At 71.4% G+C, this 17,379-nt stretch carries 12 protein-coding genes; 9 read left to right on the top strand and 3 right to left on the bottom strand.

The window, feature by feature from the left end:
- Positions 1 to 3: 3 nt before the first annotated feature.
- Entirely contained in the window at positions 4 to 1,161 is a 1,158-nt protein-coding gene (locus ABZ725_RS35285) for a CAP domain-containing protein (protein ID WP_358806516.1), read from the bottom strand.
- Between the two features lie 197 nt (positions 1,162 to 1,358).
- Between ABZ725_RS35285 and ABZ725_RS35280 the strand changes: the two genes are divergently transcribed.
- From ABZ725_RS35280 to ABZ725_RS35265, 4 genes are all read left to right on the top strand, one after another.
- Complete coding sequence (locus ABZ725_RS35280) at positions 1,359 to 1,640, top strand: acylphosphatase (RefSeq protein WP_307165601.1); 282 nt, start codon at positions 1,359 to 1,361, stop codon at positions 1,638 to 1,640.
- Between the two features lie 380 nt (positions 1,641 to 2,020).
- Positions 2,021 to 2,224: a hypothetical protein gene (locus tag ABZ725_RS35275; protein WP_020128723.1), complete on the top strand. Its 204-nt coding sequence runs from the start codon at positions 2,021 to 2,023 to the stop codon at positions 2,222 to 2,224.
- A 279-nt stretch (positions 2,225 to 2,503) separates the two neighbouring features.
- Positions 2,504 to 6,061, top strand: a complete 3,558-nt coding sequence (gene smc, locus ABZ725_RS35270; RefSeq protein WP_358806515.1) for a chromosome segregation protein SMC — start codon at positions 2,504 to 2,506, stop codon at positions 6,059 to 6,061.
- A 170-nt stretch (positions 6,062 to 6,231) separates the two neighbouring features.
- Complete coding sequence (locus ABZ725_RS35265) at positions 6,232 to 7,650, top strand: sugar porter family MFS transporter (protein ID WP_358806514.1); 1,419 nt, start codon at positions 6,232 to 6,234, stop codon at positions 7,648 to 7,650.
- A gap of 87 nt (positions 7,651 to 7,737) precedes the next feature.
- Here ABZ725_RS35265 and ABZ725_RS35260 read toward each other — a convergent pair whose 3' ends face one another.
- The gene (locus tag ABZ725_RS35260) at positions 7,738 to 8,709 is read right to left on the bottom strand and encodes an LLM class flavin-dependent oxidoreductase (RefSeq protein WP_358806513.1); all 972 of its coding nucleotides are present in this window, start codon (positions 8,707 to 8,709) and stop codon (positions 7,738 to 7,740) included.
- A gap of 142 nt (positions 8,710 to 8,851) precedes the next feature.
- Here ABZ725_RS35260 and ftsY point away from each other — a divergent pair, with 142 nt between their 5' ends.
- Complete coding sequence (ftsY, locus tag ABZ725_RS35255) at positions 8,852 to 10,063, top strand: signal recognition particle-docking protein FtsY (RefSeq protein ID WP_351911637.1); 1,212 nt, start codon at positions 8,852 to 8,854, stop codon at positions 10,061 to 10,063.
- 136 nt (positions 10,064 to 10,199) lie between these two features.
- On the opposite strand, the gene ABZ725_RS35250 is transcribed toward ftsY, so the two are convergent.
- Positions 10,200 to 10,856 (bottom strand): bifunctional DNA primase/polymerase, encoded by a 657-nt coding sequence (locus tag ABZ725_RS35250; RefSeq protein WP_358806512.1) that lies wholly within the window; start codon positions 10,854 to 10,856, stop codon positions 10,200 to 10,202.
- 447 nt (positions 10,857 to 11,303) lie between these two features.
- On the opposite strand from ABZ725_RS35250, the gene ABZ725_RS35245 reads away from it, so the two are divergent.
- The 4 genes from ABZ725_RS35245 to ABZ725_RS35230 all read left to right on the top strand — a co-directional run bounded on the left by ABZ725_RS35245 (position 11,304) and on the right by ABZ725_RS35230 (position 17,295).
- Entirely contained in the window at positions 11,304 to 12,788 is a 1,485-nt protein-coding gene (locus tag ABZ725_RS35245; RefSeq protein WP_351911635.1) for a hypothetical protein, read from the top strand.
- Positions 12,789 to 13,124: 336 nt separating this feature from the next.
- Positions 13,125 to 14,471, top strand: coding sequence for an ammonium transporter (locus ABZ725_RS35240; RefSeq protein WP_358806511.1), 1,347 nt, complete (start codon positions 13,125 to 13,127; stop codon positions 14,469 to 14,471).
- Complete coding sequence (locus ABZ725_RS35235) at positions 14,468 to 14,806, top strand: P-II family nitrogen regulator (RefSeq protein WP_003997576.1); 339 nt, start codon at positions 14,468 to 14,470, stop codon at positions 14,804 to 14,806. Before ABZ725_RS35240 ends, ABZ725_RS35235 begins: the two co-directional genes overlap by 4 nt.
- Before the next feature lie 26 nt (positions 14,807 to 14,832).
- Entirely contained in the window at positions 14,833 to 17,295 is a 2,463-nt protein-coding gene (locus ABZ725_RS35230; RefSeq protein ID WP_358806510.1) for a [protein-PII] uridylyltransferase, read from the top strand.
- The last annotated feature ends 84 nt before the right edge of the window (positions 17,296 to 17,379 follow it).

Here is a 17,379-nt window from a genome sequence, read left to right as displayed (position 1 = left end):
CGCTCAGTACCCGAAGTCCTGCGTCCACCAGGGTCCGCCGGACCCGAAGTGGACACCGACGCCCAGCGTCTTGAAGTCGCAGTTCAGGATGTTCGCCTTGTGACCGGGGCTGTTCATCCAGGCCTCCATGACCGCGGCCGCGTCGGCCTGGCCGCGGGCTATGTTCTCGCCCCCGAGGTCGGATATGCCGGCCTCGGCCGCGCGGTCCCAGGGGCTCGCGCCGTCCGGGTCGGTGTGGTCGAAGAAGCCCCGGGCGGCCATGTCGTCGCTGAACGTCTCGGCGAGCTGTGACAGCGCGCTGTTCGCGGAGACGGCACTGCAGCCGACCTTGGCCCGCTCCTGGTTGACGAGTTTCAGCACCTCGGCCGCGGCCTGCGCCTCGGCCGAGACCGTCACCGGGGACTCGGGCTTCGCCGGCGCCCTGGTGGCCGTCTTCGACTTGGACGGAGTGGTCTCAGGCTTCTTCGAAGGCGTGGCCTCGGGCTTCTCGGTCGCCGTCTCGGTCGGCGAGGCGGACGCAGACGCCGAAGGCGAAGAAGTGGTCGCGGAGGCGGAGGGCGAGACGGACGGCGAGGTGGACGGCGAGGTGGACCGGTCGGCGTCGCGGCTGGTCGAGGAACCGCCGCGACCGGTCTGGCCGGAGCCGGAGACGCCGCCCTGCTCCGCGGCCGAGTTGGTCGGCGAGTCGACGGCCTGCACCTTGTCGCCCGCGCCGCTGCCGCCACCGAGCCGATAGCTGTCGAGGCCGGGCACCACACCCGTGGCCACCGCGACGGTGCCGATCGCGACCGCCGCGGAAACGCCGAGCAGGCCGGTCTTGACCGGTGTGGCGACCCTCTTCTTCCGGCGGCGGTTCGCACCGCCGCCGCCCGAGCCCGTCCGCAGGGCGCCGCCCCCGGACGGGAAACCGTCGGCGGCGAGCACCGCGGTGTCGGCACGGGCGCGCTCGTCGTCCGTGGCGAACAGATAGTCCTGGCTTCTTGCGACGGAGTCGGCGTACGCCTCCGGGTTCAGATACGGCGCGATGCCCATCGTGGGGCTGTCGCTCCCGTACCGGTCCTGCGGGGTGTGACTGTCCGCGTGCGAGCCGTGCGTCTGTGTGACCCCCGTGGCGCGGCTCGTGGCGGCGCGGCCGGCGGCGGAGCGTCGGTGGCGTCCCATGTCCTTGCCTTCCTGGTCCAAGCGGTGTTCCCACGGTCGGCCAAGGTCCTGGGGCGGCGCGCGCCCCCTGCTCCCTCTGGTCAACCTGACTCACCCGATCGAGTGAGTTTCATATGAGAATCGTTGGGTGGGGACGGTACCGCATGGCGCTGGGGGCGGAAGTGCTCCGAGTGACTTTGCCCGGTTAGGTTGCACCCATGAGCGAGGATGTACGGCTGGTCGCCTGGGTGCGCGGACACGTCCAGGGCGTGGGATTTCGCTGGTTCACGCGGGCGAAGGCGCTGGAGATCGGCGGCCTGAGTGGTTTTGCTCTCAATTTGGCCGACGGCCGGGTCCAAGTGGTCGCCGAGGGGGCCCGTGAGGGCTGTGAGGGACTGCTCGGCTGGCTCCTGGGCGACGACACGCCCGGACGCGTGGACGGTGTCACCGAGATATGGGACACACCGCGCGGCGGCTACGACGGCTTCGCGATCCGCTGAGGACTGCGCGCGCGGCGGCCCCGGAGAAGCGGAGGGGCATGCCACCAGCATGTGCCCCGAGCAGAAAGGGCCAGGTGGTTGCCAAGAATCCCTTGCAGTGGGAGGCTCCGCACGTAAGGATGATCGCCACGCCTCGAGAGCCCCGCAGGAGTCGCAGCGCCGCCGTTTCGGCCGCGCGCCACCGGGATGCCCGCCAATACGGGGCGTGATCGTGTTGACCGTCAAACTTTTTGGTGAGACGCTGAAAGCACCCCGCGCACCTTAGCTGTTTGGCATGGATGAACGTCAGCATCAACAAGATCCTGCCAGGCACCGCGGGTGCGAATCCCTCACGACCCACACCGCTTCGGTCGGTCACTCAGTGTGGAGGACCATCCATCATGGCAAAGGCGCTTCTCGGTTACGTCGGCGGCTCCGACCCGCGACTCCTCGCCGAGATGCGACGGCTCCAGCAGCGTGTACAGGACCTGGAATCCGAGCTCGGACGGATCCAGGCCGAGAACGACGCGCTGACGGCTGCCGCTTCTCACGAATCGCTTCTGGAGAGCATCGACGCACGCCAGGCGGAGCCTGCGCTCACCTGATCGCTGCACCGCTGCACAACGGCATACGCAGTGGTCGGGCGGCTCATCGAACCCGCGTCGGACCGCTAAGTTGTCAGAGTTTGCAAGGGACGCTTCGGCGTCCCTTCTTTCTTTCCCGCTCTTGTCCGCCCCTCGGTTTCCCGGCTTCCCCGCTCTCCCCCTGCGTTGCCTCCCCCGCGCACCCTTTCAGTCTCTTAACGTTTGGTGTGCCCTGCGCGTTCACGGGTGAAACCGCGGGTTCATGGAGTGAGACACCCCCGAAAGGTAGAGTCCAGCGGCGTGCACCTCAAGGCCCTGACCCTCCGAGGGTTCAAGTCGTTCGCCTCCGCGACCACGCTCCGGTTCGAACCGGGAATCACCTGCGTCGTCGGACCGAACGGCTCGGGCAAGTCCAATGTCGTCGACGCGCTCAGCTGGGTCATGGGCGAACAGGGCGCCAAGTCACTGCGCGGCGGCAAGATGGAGGACGTCATCTTCGCCGGCACCACCGGGCGTCCCCCGCTGGGCCGCGCCGAGGTGTCCCTGACCATCGACAACTCCGACGGGGCGCTGCCCATCGAGTACGCCGAGGTCACCATCACGCGGATCATGTTCCGCAACGGCGGCAGCGAGTACCAGATCAACGGCGACACCTGCCGCCTCCTCGACATCCAGGACCTGCTGTCCGACTCCGGCATCGGCCGGGAGATGCACGTCATCGTCGGCCAGGGCCAGCTCGACTCCGTCCTGCACGCCGACCCCATGGGCCGGCGCGCCTTCATCGAGGAGGCCGCCGGCGTCCTCAAGCACCGCAAGCGCAAGGAGAAGGCGCTGCGGAAGCTGGACGCGATGCAGGCCAACCTCGCGCGCGTGCAGGACCTGACCGACGAACTCCGGCGCCAGCTCAAGCCCCTGGGCCGCCAGGCAGCGGTGGCGAGAAGAGCGGCCGTCATCCAGGCCGACCTGCGCGACGCCCGGCTGCGCCTGCTCGCCGACGATCTCGTACGGCTCCGGGAGGCCCTGCAGACCGAGGTCGCCGACGAGGCCGCGCTCAAGGAGCGCAAGGAGGCCGCCGAGCAGGAACTGCGCAAGGCGCTCCAGCGGGAGTCCCTCCTGGAGGACGAGGTGCGGCAGCTGACGCCGCGGCTGCAGCGGGCCCAGCAGACCTGGTACGAGCTGTCGCAGCTCGCCGAACGCGTCCGCGGCACGATCTCGCTCGCCGACGCGCGCGTGAAGAGCGCCACCTCCGCGCCCCCCGAGGAGCGGCGCGGCCGCGACCCCGAGGACATGGAGCGCGAGGCCGCCCGGGTCCGTGAGCAGGAGGCCGAGCTGGCAGCCGCCCTCGAAGCGGCCCAGCACGCCCTGGACGACACCGTCTCCCACCGCGGCGACCTGGAGCGCGAGCTCGCCGTCGAGGAACGGCGACTGAAGGACGTCGCCCGGGCCATCGCCGACCGCCGCGAGGGGCTGGCCCGGCTGAACGGCCAGGTCAACGCGGCCCGTTCGCGCGCCGCCTCCGCCCAGGCCGAGATCGACCGGCTGGCCGCCGCCCGGGACGAGGCCCAGGAGCGGGCCGTCACCGCGCAGGAGGAGTACGAGGAGCTGAAGGCGGAGGTCGACGGCCTGGACGCCGGTGATCAGGAGCTGGGCGCACAGCACGAGGCGGCCAAGCGGCAGCTCGCCGAGGCGGAGGCCGCGCTCACCGCCGCCCGCGAGGCGGTCACCGCGGCCGAACGCAGCCGCGCCGCGACCCAGGCCCGCCGCGAGGCCCTGGCCCTGGGCCTGCGCCGGAAGGACGGCACCGGTGTGCTGCTCGGCGCCCGCGATCGGCTGAGCGGCCTGCTGGGCCCGGCGGCCGAACTGCTGACGGTGACGCCGGGGTACGAGACCCCGCTCGCGGCGGCCTTCGGAGCTGCGGCGGACGCCCTGGCCGCGACCTCTCCGGCCGCCGCAGCCGAAGCGATTCGCCTGCTGCGCAAGCAGGATGCGGGCCGGGCCGCGCTGCTGCTCAGCGGTGGTCCGCAGGACGAGGCGGCGCAGCAGCCGCGTACCGATGGGCCGCCCTTCGCCGCCGACTTCGTCAAAGGTCCCGCGGACCTGATGCCCGCCGTGCGTCGACTGCTGCGCGGGATCGTCGTCGTCGGCACGCTGGAGGACGCCGAGGAGCTGGTCTACGGCCGTCCCGATCTCACCGCGGTCACCGCCGAGGGCGACCTGTTGGGGGCGCACTTCGCCCACGGGGGGTCCGCCGGCGCGCCCAGTCTGCTGGAGGTGCAGGCGTCCGTCGACGAGGCCGCCGCCGAGCTCGAAGAGCTGGCCGTGCGGTGCGCGGAGCTGACGGAGGGGCAAGCCCTGGCCGGGGAACGGCGTAAGGAGTGTGCCGCGCTCGTCGAGGAGGTGGGGGAGCGGCGGCGGGCCGCCGACCGGGAGAAGTCGGCGGTGGCCCAGCAGCTCGGGCGGCTCTCGGGGCAGGCGAGGGGCGCCGCCGGTGAGGCCGAGCGGTCCACGGCGGCCGCGGCGCGCGCCCAGGACGCGCTCGACCGGGCCGTCGAAGAGGCCGAGGAGCTCGCGGAACGGCTCGCCGTCGCCGAGGAGATGCCGGTCGAGGAGGAACCCGACACCGCCGTGCGGGACCGGCTCGCCGCCGACGGGGCCAACGCCCGGCAGACCGAGATGGAGGCGCGGCTCCAGGTCCGCACCCATGAGGAGCGGGTCAAGGGGTTGGCCGGGCGGGCCGACTCGCTGGACCGGGCCGCGCGGGCGGAACGCGAGGCACGCGCGCGTGCCGACCAGCGGCGGGCGCGGCTGCGGCACGAGGCCGCCGTCGCCGAGGCCGTGGCCGCCGGTGCGCGGCAACTGCTCGCGCACGTCGAGGTGTCCGTCGGGCGGGCCGAGGCCGAGCGGGTCGCCGCCGACGCCGCCAAGGCGCGGCGGGAACAGGAGCTGGCCGCGGCCCGCACCGCCGGGCGCGACCTCAAGGCCGAACTCGACAAGCTGACGGACTCGGTCCACCGCGGCGAGGTGCTCGGCGCCGAGAAGCGGATGCGGATCGAGCAGCTGGAGACCAAGGCGCTGGAGGAGCTGGGGGTGGAGCCCGCGGGGCTGGTCTCCGAGTACGGGCCGCACCAGCTCGTGCCGCCCTCGCCGCCCGCCGAGGGCGAGGTGCTGCCGGAGGATCCCGAGGACCCGCGCAACCAGCCGAGACGGTTCGTGCGGGCCGAGCAGGAGAAGCGGCTGAAGTCGGCCGAGCGTGCCTATCAGCAGCTCGGCAAGGTGAACCCGCTGGCCCTGGAGGAGTTCTCCGCGCTGGAGGAGCGGCACAAGTTCCTCAGCGAGCAGCTGGAGGACCTCAAGAAGACCCGCGCCGATCTTCTTCAAGTAGTGAAGGAGGTCGACGAGCGGGTCGAGCAGGTCTTCACCGAGGCGTTCCGGGACACCGCCCGCCAGTTCGAAGGCGTGTTCAGCCGGCTGTTCCCGGGCGGGGAGGGGCGGCTGATCCTGACCGACCCCGACAACATGCTCACCACGGGCGTCGACGTCGAGGCCCGTCCGCCCGGCAAGAAGGTCAAGCGGCTCAGCCTGCTCTCCGGCGGCGAGCGGTCGCTGACCGCCGTGGCCATGCTGGTGTCGATCTTCAAGGCCCGGCCCAGCCCGTTCTATGTCATGGACGAGGTCGAGGCGGCCCTCGACGACACCAACCTGCAGCGGCTGATCCGCATCATGCAGGAGCTGCAGGAGTCCTCGCAGCTGATCGTGATCACGCACCAGAAGCGCACGATGGAGGTCGCCGACGCACTGTACGGCGTCTCCATGCAGGGCGACGGCGTATCGAAGGTCATCAGCCAGCGCCTGCGCTGACCCCCCTCAACACTTCAAAGCTTGTACATATTCGTGTGCGAGCTGCGGTCGGCATGCCTCTTTTCTCACACTTCCCGGATTCTTGACTTCGAGACTTGAAGGCATAGTCTCTCCAACGTCCTATTTACCTTCAGGTACCACGTATCTGGCGGCGGTCCGAGGAGTCGAACGTGACCAGCGCAGAGCAGGCACAGCAATCAGGAGCCGGCACGGCTCACCCCGATCATCTCGGGCACGTCGTCTTCATCGCGGCGGCGGCCGCGATGGGCGGATTCCTCTTCGGCTACGACAGCTCCGTGATCAACGGCGCCGTCGAGGCCATCCGGGACCGCTACGACGTCGGCTCGGCGGCCCTGGCCCAGGTCATCGCCATCGCCCTGATCGGCTGTGCCATCGGCGCCGCGACCGCCGGCCGCATCGCCGACCGCATCGGCCGCATCCGGGTCATGCAGATCGCCGCCGTGCTGTTCACGGTCAGCGCCGTCGGCTCGGCACTGCCCTTCGCGCTGTGGGACTTCGCCCTCTGGCGGGTCGTCGGCGGCTTCGCCATCGGCATGGCCTCGGTCATCGGCCCCGCCTACATCGCGGAGGTCGCCCCGCCCGCCTACCGCGGCCGCCTCGGCTCCTTCCAGCAGGCCGCGATCGTCGTCGGCATCGCGATCTCACAGCTGGTCAACTGGGGCATCCTGAACGCCGCCGGCGGTGACCAGCGCGGCGAGATCATGGGCCTCGAGGCCTGGCAGGTCATGCTCGGCGTCATGGTCGTCCCGGCCGTCCTCTACGGTCTGCTCTCCTTCGCGATCCCCGAGTCGCCGCGCTTCCTGATCTCCGTGGGCCGGGACGAGCGTGCCCGTGAGGTGCTCAAGGAGGTCGAGGGCGACACGATCGACCTGGACGCCCGCGTCACCGAGATCGATCACGCCATGAAGAGCGAGCACAAGTCGACCTTCAAGGACCTGCTCGGCGGCACGTTCTTCTTCAAGCCGATCGTCTGGGTCGGTATCGGCCTCTCGGTGTTCCAGCAGTTCGTCGGCATCAACGTCGCTTTCTACTACTCCTCGACGCTGTGGCAGTCGGTCGGCGTCGACCCGACCGAGTCGTTCTTCTACTCCTTCACGACGTCGATCATCAACATCGTCGGCACCGTGATCGCGATGATCTTCGTGGACCGCATCGGCCGCAGGCCGCTCGCCCTCATCGGCTCCGTCGGCATGGTCGTCGGACTCGCGCTGGAGGCCTGGGCGTTCTCCTTCGACCTGGTCGACGGCAAGCTGCCGGCCACGCAGGGCTGGGTCGCCCTGATCGCCGCCCACGTCTTCGTCCTCTTCTTCGCCCTGTCCTGGGGCGTGGTCGTCTGGGTCTTCCTCGGCGAGATGTTCCCCAACCGGATCCGCGCCGCCGCCCTCGGCGTGGCCGCCTCCGCACAGTGGATCGCCAACTGGGCCATCACCGCGAGCTTCCCCTCGCTGGCCGACTGGAACCTCTCCGCGACCTACGTGATCTACACGGTCTTCGCCGCGCTCTCCATCCCGTTCGTCCTGAGGTACGTCAAGGAGACGAAGGGCAAGGCGCTGGAGGAGATGGGCTGAGCCTCGTACCCGAGGCCCTCGAACTCGAGGAGCCGGGCCAAGTCCCCGCTGCCCGCTCCTCGACCCCGTAAGGCGTCCCGCCCCGGCTCACCCCCCGAGCCGGGGCAGGACGTCTTCGCAGAACAGCCGCAGACTCCGCCACCCCTCCGCCACCGGCATCCCGCCCGCCAGCGGATGCAGGACGAGGTTGTCGAGCCCCTGCGCCACGCACTCGTCCGGCGTGAGAATCCGGTACACGCCCTCGTCCCGGAGCTCGCGTGTGCTCGTCGCCGCCGACCGCACCGCCGAGCGGATGTCGGCGGACTGCCAGGAGGCGTAGGTGCGGGCCTCGTGCAGGAAGTGCTCGCCGCACTCGGCCCACGCCCGGTCCGGATCCTCGGCGAGGTGCAGCAGCGGGGTCTCGGCGGTCGGCATCATCGTCCAGCCGTCCGTCCCGTACTCCACGAGCCGCTCCTTGTAGTACGCCTCCAGCTCCGGCAGGTGCGCGCTGGGGAAGAAGGGCAGGCCGAGCCGGGCGGCCCGGCGGGCGGCGGCCTTCGAGGAGCCGCCGACCAGCAGCAGAGGGTGCGGCTCGGTCTGCGGGCGCGGGGTGACCCGTACCGTACGGCCCCGGAACTCGAACTCCTCGCCGGTCCAGGCCTTGAGCAGGGTGTCGAGGAGCTCGTCCTGGAGGCGCCCGCGCCGCTTCCAGTCCACGCCGGCCCGCTCGTACTCCTCGGGCCGGTAGCCGATCCCGGCGACCGTGACCAGCCGGCCGCCGCTCAGCAGGTCGAGCACCGCGATGTCCTCGGCCAGTCGCAGCGGGTCGTGCAGCGGGCCGATGATCGCCGAGACCGTGACCGCCAGCCGCCGGGTCGCGCCCAGCACCGCGCCCGCGAAGGCGAACGGCGACGGCAGCCAGTTGTTCTCGACGCCGTGGTGCTCCTCGGTCTGCACGGTCGTGACCCCGTGCTCGTCGGCGTACGCGGCCATCTCCAGAGCGGCCCGATAACGGTCGCCCAGCTCGGCGCGGGTCGCGCCGGGGGCGACGAGATTGAAACGGACGACGGTGACGGGCATGGGGAAGCCCCCTTCGCCGGGTGGGTGGACGGGTGCCGATGCGGCAGGACGTTAGCTGACGACTCGTCAGGTAACCAGGGGTAGGGCACACCCGTGTGGCCCCCCGCCCGGGCGGGGAGGGGTCACGCATACTGGAGCAGTTATGGAAATCGTCATCCTTGCTGTAGTCATCGCCGTGGTCGTGCTCGGTGTGATCGGCGGGCTCGTCGTCGGCAGCCGACGGAAGTCGCTGCCCCCGCCGCCCCCCACCGCGCCCGACATCACCGCGCCTCCCGCCGAGCCGCAGGTCGGCGACGAGGCCGAGACGCCGCGCGACGAACCGCGCCGCACGATCGAGGAGGTGGATCTTCCCGACGGCGGACCGACCGGTGTCGCCGTGGAGGAGCCGCCCGCCGGCCCCGCCGTCGAGGTTCCCGAACTCGAGATCCCGGAGCCCACCGAGGGGCGGCTGGTCCGCCTCCGCGCCCGTCTCTCCCGCTCGCAGAACGCCCTCGGCAAGGGGCTGCTCACGCTGCTCTCGCGCGAGCACCTCGACGAGGACACCTGGGAGGAGATCGAGGACACGCTGCTCACCGCCGACGTCGGCGTGGCCCCGACCCAGGAGCTGGTCGAGCGGCTGCGCGAGCGCGTGCGGGTGCTCGGCACCCGTACCCCCGAGGAGCTGCGCGGCCTGCTGCGCGAGGAGCTGCTCAAGCTGATCGACACCGACGTCGACCGCACCGTGAAGACCGAGCCCGACGACCGCAAGCCGGGCATCGTGATGGTCGTCGGGGTCAACGGCACCGGCAAGACCACCACCACCGGCAAGCTCGCGCGCGTGCTCGTGGCCGACGGCCGGACCGTCGTCCTCGGCGCCGCCGACACCTTCCGGGCCGCCGCCGCCGACCAGCTCCAGACCTGGGGCGAGCGGGTCGGCGCGCACACCGTGCGCGGTCCCGAGGCCGGCGACCCCGCCTCCGTCGCGTTCGACGCGGTGAAGGAGGGCAAGGAGATGGGGGTCGACGTCGTCCTCATCGACACCGCCGGACGGCTGCACACCAAGACCGGGCTCATGGACGAGCTCGGCAAGGTCAAGCGGGTCGTCGAGAAGCACGCTCCGCTGGACGAGGTGCTGCTCGTCCTCGACGCCACCACCGGGCAGAACGGGCTCGTCCAGGCCCGGGTCTTCGCCGAGGTCGTCGACATCACCGGCATCGTGCTGACCAAGCTGGACGGCACGGCCAAGGGCGGCATCGTGATCGCGGTCCAGCGCGAGCTGGGCGTCCCGGTCAAGCTGGTCGGACTCGGCGAGGGCGCGGACGACCTGGCGCCGTTCGAGCCGGAGGCGTTCGTGGATGCCCTTGTCGGGGACTGACCGACCGCCTGCCGACATCGGCAGGGCCGCGAGAAGCGCCCGCCCCCAGGTCCAGTGGGAGCGGGCGCTTCGCTGTCCGCGGCCGGAAGGGGCCGGAAGGCGGTCGGTAGGGACCGGTACAGGGGCCGGTAGGGGCCTAGGCCCGGGATCGATGCGCCAGATACGCCAGCGTCCCCAGCAGCAGTCGGGCCTCCGGTGGGCGGGTCGCCGAGTCCAGGGCGGGTGGGCGCAGCCAGCGCACCGGGCCCAGACCGCCGCGGTCGGAGGGCGGGGCCGTGATGTGCGTGCCGGGGCCGAGGCCGCGCAGGTCGAGGGAGGTCGGGTCGTCCCAGCCCATGCGGTAGAGCAGGCCCGTCAGCTCGGCGGCGGCGCCGGGGGCGACGAAGAACTGGGTGCGGCCCTCGGGGGTGGCGATGACCGGGCCGAGCGGGAGGCCCATGCGTTCGAGGCGGACCAGCGCGCGACGCCCGGCGGGCTCGGCGACGTCGATCACGTCGAACGCGCGGCCGACGGGCAGCATCACCGCGGCGCCGGGGAACTCCGACCAGGTCCGGCTGACATCGTCGAGGGTGGCGCCGGCCGGCACCCGCGGGGCGAACTCCAGCGGATGCGCGCCCGGCTCGCGGCACTCGGGGCGGCCGCACGAGCAGGCGCCCGCCGCGGCGCGCGCGCCCGGCACCGCGTCCCAGCCCCACAGCCCCGTGAACTCGGCGACCGCGGTGCACTCGGACGAGCGACCGCGCCTGCGCGCGCCGGAGCGGATCTCGCGAATGCCGCCGATCGTGAAGCCCATGCCCCCTCCAACGGGTCCGACGCGCCGATGGTTACGCAGTGGTCGCGCTCAGTGACTCTCTGTGTTTTCGCTTCCCGGTGGCCGCTCGATCCAGTCAGCGTCCGGAAGCGCTTCTGGTGGTGTGTTCGGCTGCGCGCGCCCCTGAGTGCTTCGCTCCGCTCACTCCGGGCCGTCCTGTGTCAAGTGAATCGCGTACGGGCCATCGGGAGTTCATTCGAAGGGGTGGCGAATGGTGGCGTTTCCGGGATCGCCGTGGCTGGAGCCGTGATCGTAGGATTACTTTGAGTGTGCGGGTCCTGGAGGCACATGCGCTTGTGGGTATGCCGGAGGCAACTCGGCTTTCCGTTCGAAGGGTGACAAGTACCGGACGGAGAGCCGTATTTACCGGCATTCTGATAAGGCTTGGCGCACTCAGTGACAAGTGGTCTCAGGGATGGGGGCGTTCCAGTGAGCGGCAACGGCGGAAGCGGAAACAACGCTGCGAGCGCGGACAAGCGCCCGAACGAGCTGCTCACGTCGTGGTTCGTGCGCAGCGGCTGGTCGAAGGGCGAACTGGCCCGCCAAGTCAACCGGCGCGCACGCCAGTTGGGCGCCAACCACATCTCCACGGACACCTCGCGCGTGCGCCGCTGGTTGGACGGCGAGAACCCCCGCGAGCCCATCCCCAGGATCCTGTCCGAGCTGTTCTCCGAGCGGTTCGGCTGCGTCGTCTCCGTCGAGGACCTCGGGCTGCGCGCGGCGCGTCAGGCGCCCTCCGCGACCGGCGTCGACCTGCCGTGGACGGCCCCGCAGACGGTGGCCCAGCTCAGCGAGTTCTCGCGCAGCGACCTGATGCTGGCCCGGCGCGGCTTCCTCGGGACCTCGCTGGCCCTGTGCGCCGGACCGTCCCTCATCGAGCCCATGCAGCGCTGGCTGGTCCCCTCGCCGCCCGCCCCGCTCGAGGAACCCGACTCGGTGCCGACCAGCCGGGCCCGCGGCCGGCTCTCCCGGCCCGAGCTGGACCTGCTGGAGTCCACCACGGTGATGTTCCGGCAGTGGGACGCGCAGTGCGGCGGCGGGCTGCGCCGCAAGGCGGTCGTCGGTCAGCTGCACGAGGTGACGGACCTGCTCCAGGAGCCCCAGCCCGAGGCCACCGCGAGAAGGCTCTTCAAGGTCGCCGCCGAGCTGGCGGAGCTCGCCGGCTGGATGAGCTACGACGTCGGGCTGCAGCCGACCGCGCAGAAGTACTTCGTCCTCGCCCTGCACGCGGCCAAAGAGGCCGGCGACCGGCCGCTCGGCTCGTACGTGCTGTCCAGCATGAGCCGCCAGATGATCCACCTGGGCCGGCCCGAGGACGCCCTGGAGCTGATCCACCTCGCGCAGTACGGCAGCCGGGACTGTGCGAGCCCGCGCACCCAGTCCATGCTGTATGCGATGGAGGCCCGCGCCTACGCCAACATGGGGCAGCCGGGGCGCTGCAAGCGGGCGGTCCGAATGGCCGAGGACACCTTCGCCGAGGCGGACGAGTGGGACGAGCCGGACCCGGACTGGATCTGCTTCTTCTCCGAGGCCGAGCTGTACGGCGAGAACAGCCACTCCTTCCGCGACCTCGCCTATGTCGCGGGCCGCAGCCCCACCTACGCCTCGCTGGCCGAGCCCCTGATGCGCAAGGCCGTGGAGCGGTTCGCGGGCGACTCCGACCACCAGCGGTCGTATGTGCTGAACCTGATCGGCATGGCCACGGTCCATCTGCTGCAGCGGGAGCCCGAACAGAGCGCCACCCTCGCCACCCAGGCCATGAAGGAGGCCAAGAAGGTGCGCTCCGAGCGCGTCAACACTCGTATCCGAAAGACCGTCGACAGCGCTGTACGCGATTTCGGGGATCTCACCGAAGTCGTGGACCTGACCGAGCGGCTCACCATCGAACTTCCGGAGACGGCCGAAGCGGTCTGAACGCTCCGAAGCAACGAGAAAACCCTTGAACCCCGGCCGCGGCCGGCCCTCCCGAACAGCCCGACTCGGCTCCCCCATGCCAGGTCATCGGAAGGCCGACCGTGGCCGGTTCCACTTCCTTCAATGAAGGTTGCGCCACGATAACGATCCACTCGGCGAACATCAGGCAGTTCATCGAGGCGTAACGCACAAGGCGTCTTCGTCACGGCGGCGAAACAACGAGGGGCTTCCACCGAAACGGCGCTGCGTCAATCTCATGGCGCATAACCGGCCCACCCCTCACCACCCGCTCTGGCTTCGCCCGCACGGGGCCGTACCTACGACGAGGAGACGCCGATGGCACAGGCCGCCATCACGCTTGCGGCGGACGCACCCACGCTGTCGTCCGCGAACACAGGCTTCATGCTCATCTGTTCCGCCCTGGTGCTGATCATGACCCCGGGCCTCGCCTTCTTCTACGGAGGCATGGTCCGCGTCAAGAGCACGCTCAACATGCTGATGATGAGCTTCATCAGCATCGGGATCGTCACCATCCTGTGGGTGCTGTACGGCTTCTCGATGGCCTTCGGCACGGACTCCGGCAGCGTCATCGGCTGGAACTCCGACTGGGTCGGCCTCAGCAACATCGGGCTGACGGAGCTGTGGGACGGTTACACCATCCCGATCTTCGTGTTCATGATCTTCCAGATGATGTTCGCGATCATCACGCCCGCCCTGATAAGCGGAGCGCTCGCGGACCGCGTCAAGTTCTCCGCCTGGGCGCTGTTCGTCGCCCTGTGGGCCACGGTCGTCTACTTCCCGGTCGCGCACTGGGTATGGGGCGCCGGCGGCTGGGCCTTCGAGCTGGGCGTCATCGACTTCGCCGGCGGTACGGCGGTCCACATCAACGCCGGTGCCGCGGCCCTCGGCGTGATCCTCGTCATCGGCAAGCGCGTCGGCTTCAAGAAGGACCCGATGCGCCCGCACAGCCTCCCGCTGGTCATGCTCGGCGCCGGTCTGCTGTGGTTCGGCTGGTTCGGCTTCAACGCCGGCTCGTGGCTCGGCAACGACGACGGCGTCGGCGCGCTGATGTTCGTCAACACGCAGGTCGCCACCGCCGCCGCCATGCTGGCCTGGCTCGTCTACGAGAAGATCCGCCACGGCGCGTTCACCACGCTGGGCGCCGCCTCCGGCGCGGTCGCCGGTCTGGTCGCCATCACCCCGTCCGGTGGTGCGGTCACCCCGCTCGGCGCGATCGCCGTCGGCGCCATCGCCGGTCTGCTGTGCGCCATGGCCGTCGGCCTGAAGTACAAGTTCGGCTACGACGACTCGCTCGACGTCGTCGGCGTCCACCTCGTCGGCGGTGTCGTCGGCTCCCTGCTGATCGGCTTCTTCGCCAGCGGCAAGGGCCAGTCCACGGCGACCGGTGTCTTCTACGGCAACCACTCCTTCGACCAGCTGTGGAAGCAGTGCGCCGGAGTCTTCGCGGTCCTCGCCTACTCGCTGGTGGCCTCCGCGATCCTCGCCTTCATCCTCGACAAGACCATCGGCATGCGGGTCTCCGAGGACGACGAGGTGGCCGGCATCGACCAGGCCGAGCACGCCGAGACCGCATACGACTTCAGCGGTGCCGGTGGCGGCGCCGCCCGCACGACCGCCCTTCCGGCCGCGGTCGCCGGCGCGAGCAAGAAGGTGGACGCATGAAGCTCATCACCGCCGTCGTGAAGCCCCACCGGCTCGACGAGATCAAGGAAGCCCTGCAGGCCTTCGGCGTGCACGGTCTCACGGTCACCGAGGCCAGCGGCTACGGTCGTCAGCGGGGCCACACCGAGGTCTACCGTGGAGCCGAGTACACGGTCGACCTGGTCCCCAAGATCCGCATCGAGGTGCTGGCTGAGGACGACGACGCCGAGCAGCTGATCGACGTCATCGTCAAGGCGGCCCGCACCGGCAAGATCGGTGACGGCAAGGTCTGGTCCCTCCCGGTCGAGACGGCCGTACGGGTCCGCACCGGCGAGCGCGGCCCGGACGCGCTCTGACGGCAGAACAGAACAGGAGTCGCTGGGTGACGAGTACGGACATGCGCAAGGATGCAGAGGACTCGGGACCCAGCGGCTACGCGGCGGCCCGGCTGCGCCTCCTCACCGAGGAGGCGCGGTCCGGGCCGCCGCGCCGTGCAGCCCTCGCACAACTGACCGACGACTGGCTGACGGGGCTCTTCACCGCCGCGGCCGAGGACCTCCGAGGGGTCTCCCTGGTCGCCGTCGGCGGCTACGGCCGCGGCGAGCTCTCCCCGCGCAGCGACCTCGACCTTCTCCTGTTGCACGACGGCGCCGACCCCAAGGCGATCGCCGGCCTCGCCGACCGCCTCTGGTACCCCGTCTGGGACCTGGGCCTCGCTCTCGACCACTCCGTCCGCACCCCGGCGGAGGCCCGCAAGACCGCCGGAGAGGACCTGAAGGTCCAGCTAGGCCTCCTCGACGCCCGCCACCTCGCCGGCGACCTCGGTCTGACCGCGGGACTGCGGACGTCCGTCCTCGCCGACTGGCGCAACCAGGCGCCCAAGCGCCTCCCCGAACTCCAGGAACTGTGCGCCGAGCGCGCCGAGCGCCAGGGCGAGCTGCAGTACCTGCTGGAGCCGGACCTCAAGGAGGCCCGCGGCGGACTGAGAGACGCCACCACCCTGCGCGCCGTCGCCGCCTCCTGGCTGGCCGACGCGCCCCGCGAGGGCCTCGACGACGCCCGCCGCCGGCTCCTCGACGTACGCGACGCCCTGCACCTGACCACCGGCCGCGCCACCGACCGCCTCGCCCTCCAGGAGCAGGACCAGGTCGCCGCGGAGCTGGGCCTGCTCGACGCCGACACACTGCTGCGGCAGGTGTACGAAGCGGCGCGCGTCATCTCGTATGCGAGCGACGTCACCTGGCGCGAAGTGGGGCGCGTGCTGCGCTCGCGCGCCGTGCGGCCGCGGCTGCGCGGCCTGCTGGGCGGCGGCCCCAAGCCCGCCGCCGAGCGCTCCCCGCTCGCCGAAGGCGTCGTGGAGCAGGACGGCGAGGTGGTGCTCGCCCGCGCCGCCCGCCCCGAACGCGACCCCGTGCTCCCGCTGCGCGCCGCGGCCGCCGCCGCGCAGGCCGGCCTCCCGCTCTCCCTGCACGCCGTACGCCGTCTCGCCGCCACCGTGCGCCCCCTGCCCACGCCCTGGCCCGCCGAGGCGCGCGAGCAGCTCGTGACCCTGCTCGGCTCCGGCCAGCCCACCATCGAGGTCTGGGAGGCGTTGGAGGCCGAAGGGCTGATCACCCAGCTGCTGCCCGACTGGGAGCGGGTGCGCTGTCGGCCGCAGCGCAACGCCGTGCACATCTGGACCGTCGACCGGCACCTCATCGAGACCGCCGTGCGCGCCTCCGAGTTCACCCGCCGGGTCAGCCGACCCGACCTGCTCCTGGTCTCCGCGCTGCTGCACGACATCGGCAAGGGCTGGCCCGGCGACCACTCGGTCGCGGGCGAGATCATCGCCAAGGACGTGGCCGCCCGCATCGGCTTCGACCGGGCGGACGTCGCAGTCCTCGCCACGCTCGTCCGACACCACCTGCTGCTCGTCGAGACGGCCACCCGGCGCGACCTGGAGGACCCGGTCACGGTCCGCTCGGTCGCCGAGGCGGTCGGCTCGCAGGGCACCCTGGAGCTGCTGCACGCGCTCACCGAGGCGGACGCCCTGGCCACCGGGCCCGCCGCCTGGTCCTCCTGGCGGGGTTCGCTCGTGGCGGACCTGGTCAAGCGGGTCGGGGCGGTGCTCGCCGGGAACGAACCCGAGGAACCCGCCGCCGCCGCGCCCACCGCCGAGCAGGAACGCCTCGCCATCGAGGCGGTCGCCACCGGCAGCCCCGTGCTGGCGCTGCGCGCGCAGACCGAGGCGCCGGCCGATCCCGCGGGGGAGCAGCAGCCGTCCGGCGACCCCGAGCCGCTCGGCGTGGAACTGCTCATCGCCGTGCCCGACCAGGAGGGCGTGCTGCCCGCGGTGGCCGGCGTCCTCGCCATGCACCGGCTGACCGTGCGCACCGCCGAACTGCGCTCCCAGGACCTGCCGACCGGCGTCGAGGGCTCCGTCCTGCTGCTGAACTGGCGGGTCGCCGCCGAGTACGGCTCGCTGCCCCAGGCCGCCCGGCTGCGCGCCGACCTCGTACGCGCCCTGGACGGCTCCCTGGACATCGCCGGCCGGCTCGCGGAACGGGACGCCGCCTACCCCCGGCGGCGGGGCTGGGTCGCGCCGCCGCCGCGCGTCACGGTGGCCTCCGCGGCCTCCCGGCACGCCACGGTCATCGAGGTACGCGCCCAGGACGCGCCGGGGCTGCTGTTCCGCATCGGCTCGGCACTGGAGGACGAGGGACTGCGGGTGCGCAGCATGCACGTCTCGACGCTGGGCTCCAACGCGGTGGACGCGTTCTACGTCACCGGCGCGGACGGCGCGCCCCTGCCCGCCGACGAGGCCGCCTCCGTGACCCGCAAGCTGGAGGAGACCCTGCGCGCGTGACCTCGCGCCGCGTCAGGCCCGTCCCCGTCCGCTGAATACAGCAGGCGGGGACGAATGTCTTGCGCGGCCGGATACCCTGGAAGA

The sequence above is a fragment of the Streptomyces sp. NPDC006872 genome (assembly GCF_040635845.1).
In the GTDB taxonomy this organism is placed as follows: domain Bacteria; phylum Actinomycetota; class Actinomycetes; order Streptomycetales; family Streptomycetaceae; genus Streptomyces.
This window is presented reverse-complemented; position numbering and strand designations above follow the sequence as displayed.

What these genes read in the sequence shown, in the direction of transcription:
- ABZ725_RS35280 (WP_307165601.1), top strand. Translation starts at nt 1,359, where the DNA reads ATGAGCGAGGATGTACGGCTGGTCGCCTGGGTGCGCGGACACGTCCAG.
- ABZ725_RS35275 (WP_020128723.1), top strand. Translation starts at nt 2,021, where the DNA reads ATGGCAAAGGCGCTTCTCGGTTACGTCGGCGGCTCCGACCCGCGACTC.
- ABZ725_RS35235 (WP_003997576.1), top strand. Translation starts at nt 14,468, where the DNA reads ATGAAGCTCATCACCGCCGTCGTGAAGCCCCACCGGCTCGACGAGATC.
- ABZ725_RS35285 (WP_358806516.1), bottom strand. Translation starts at nt 1,161, where the DNA reads ATGGGACGCCACCGACGCTCCGCCGCCGGCCGCGCCGCCACGAGCCGC.
- ftsY (WP_351911637.1), top strand. Translation starts at nt 8,852, where the DNA reads ATGGAAATCGTCATCCTTGCTGTAGTCATCGCCGTGGTCGTGCTCGGT.
- ABZ725_RS35240 (WP_358806511.1), top strand. Translation starts at nt 13,125, where the DNA reads ATGGCACAGGCCGCCATCACGCTTGCGGCGGACGCACCCACGCTGTCG.
- ABZ725_RS35250 (WP_358806512.1), bottom strand. Translation starts at nt 10,856, where the DNA reads ATGGGCTTCACGATCGGCGGCATTCGCGAGATCCGCTCCGGCGCGCGC.
- ABZ725_RS35260 (WP_358806513.1), bottom strand. Translation starts at nt 8,709, where the DNA reads ATGCCCGTCACCGTCGTCCGTTTCAATCTCGTCGCCCCCGGCGCGACC.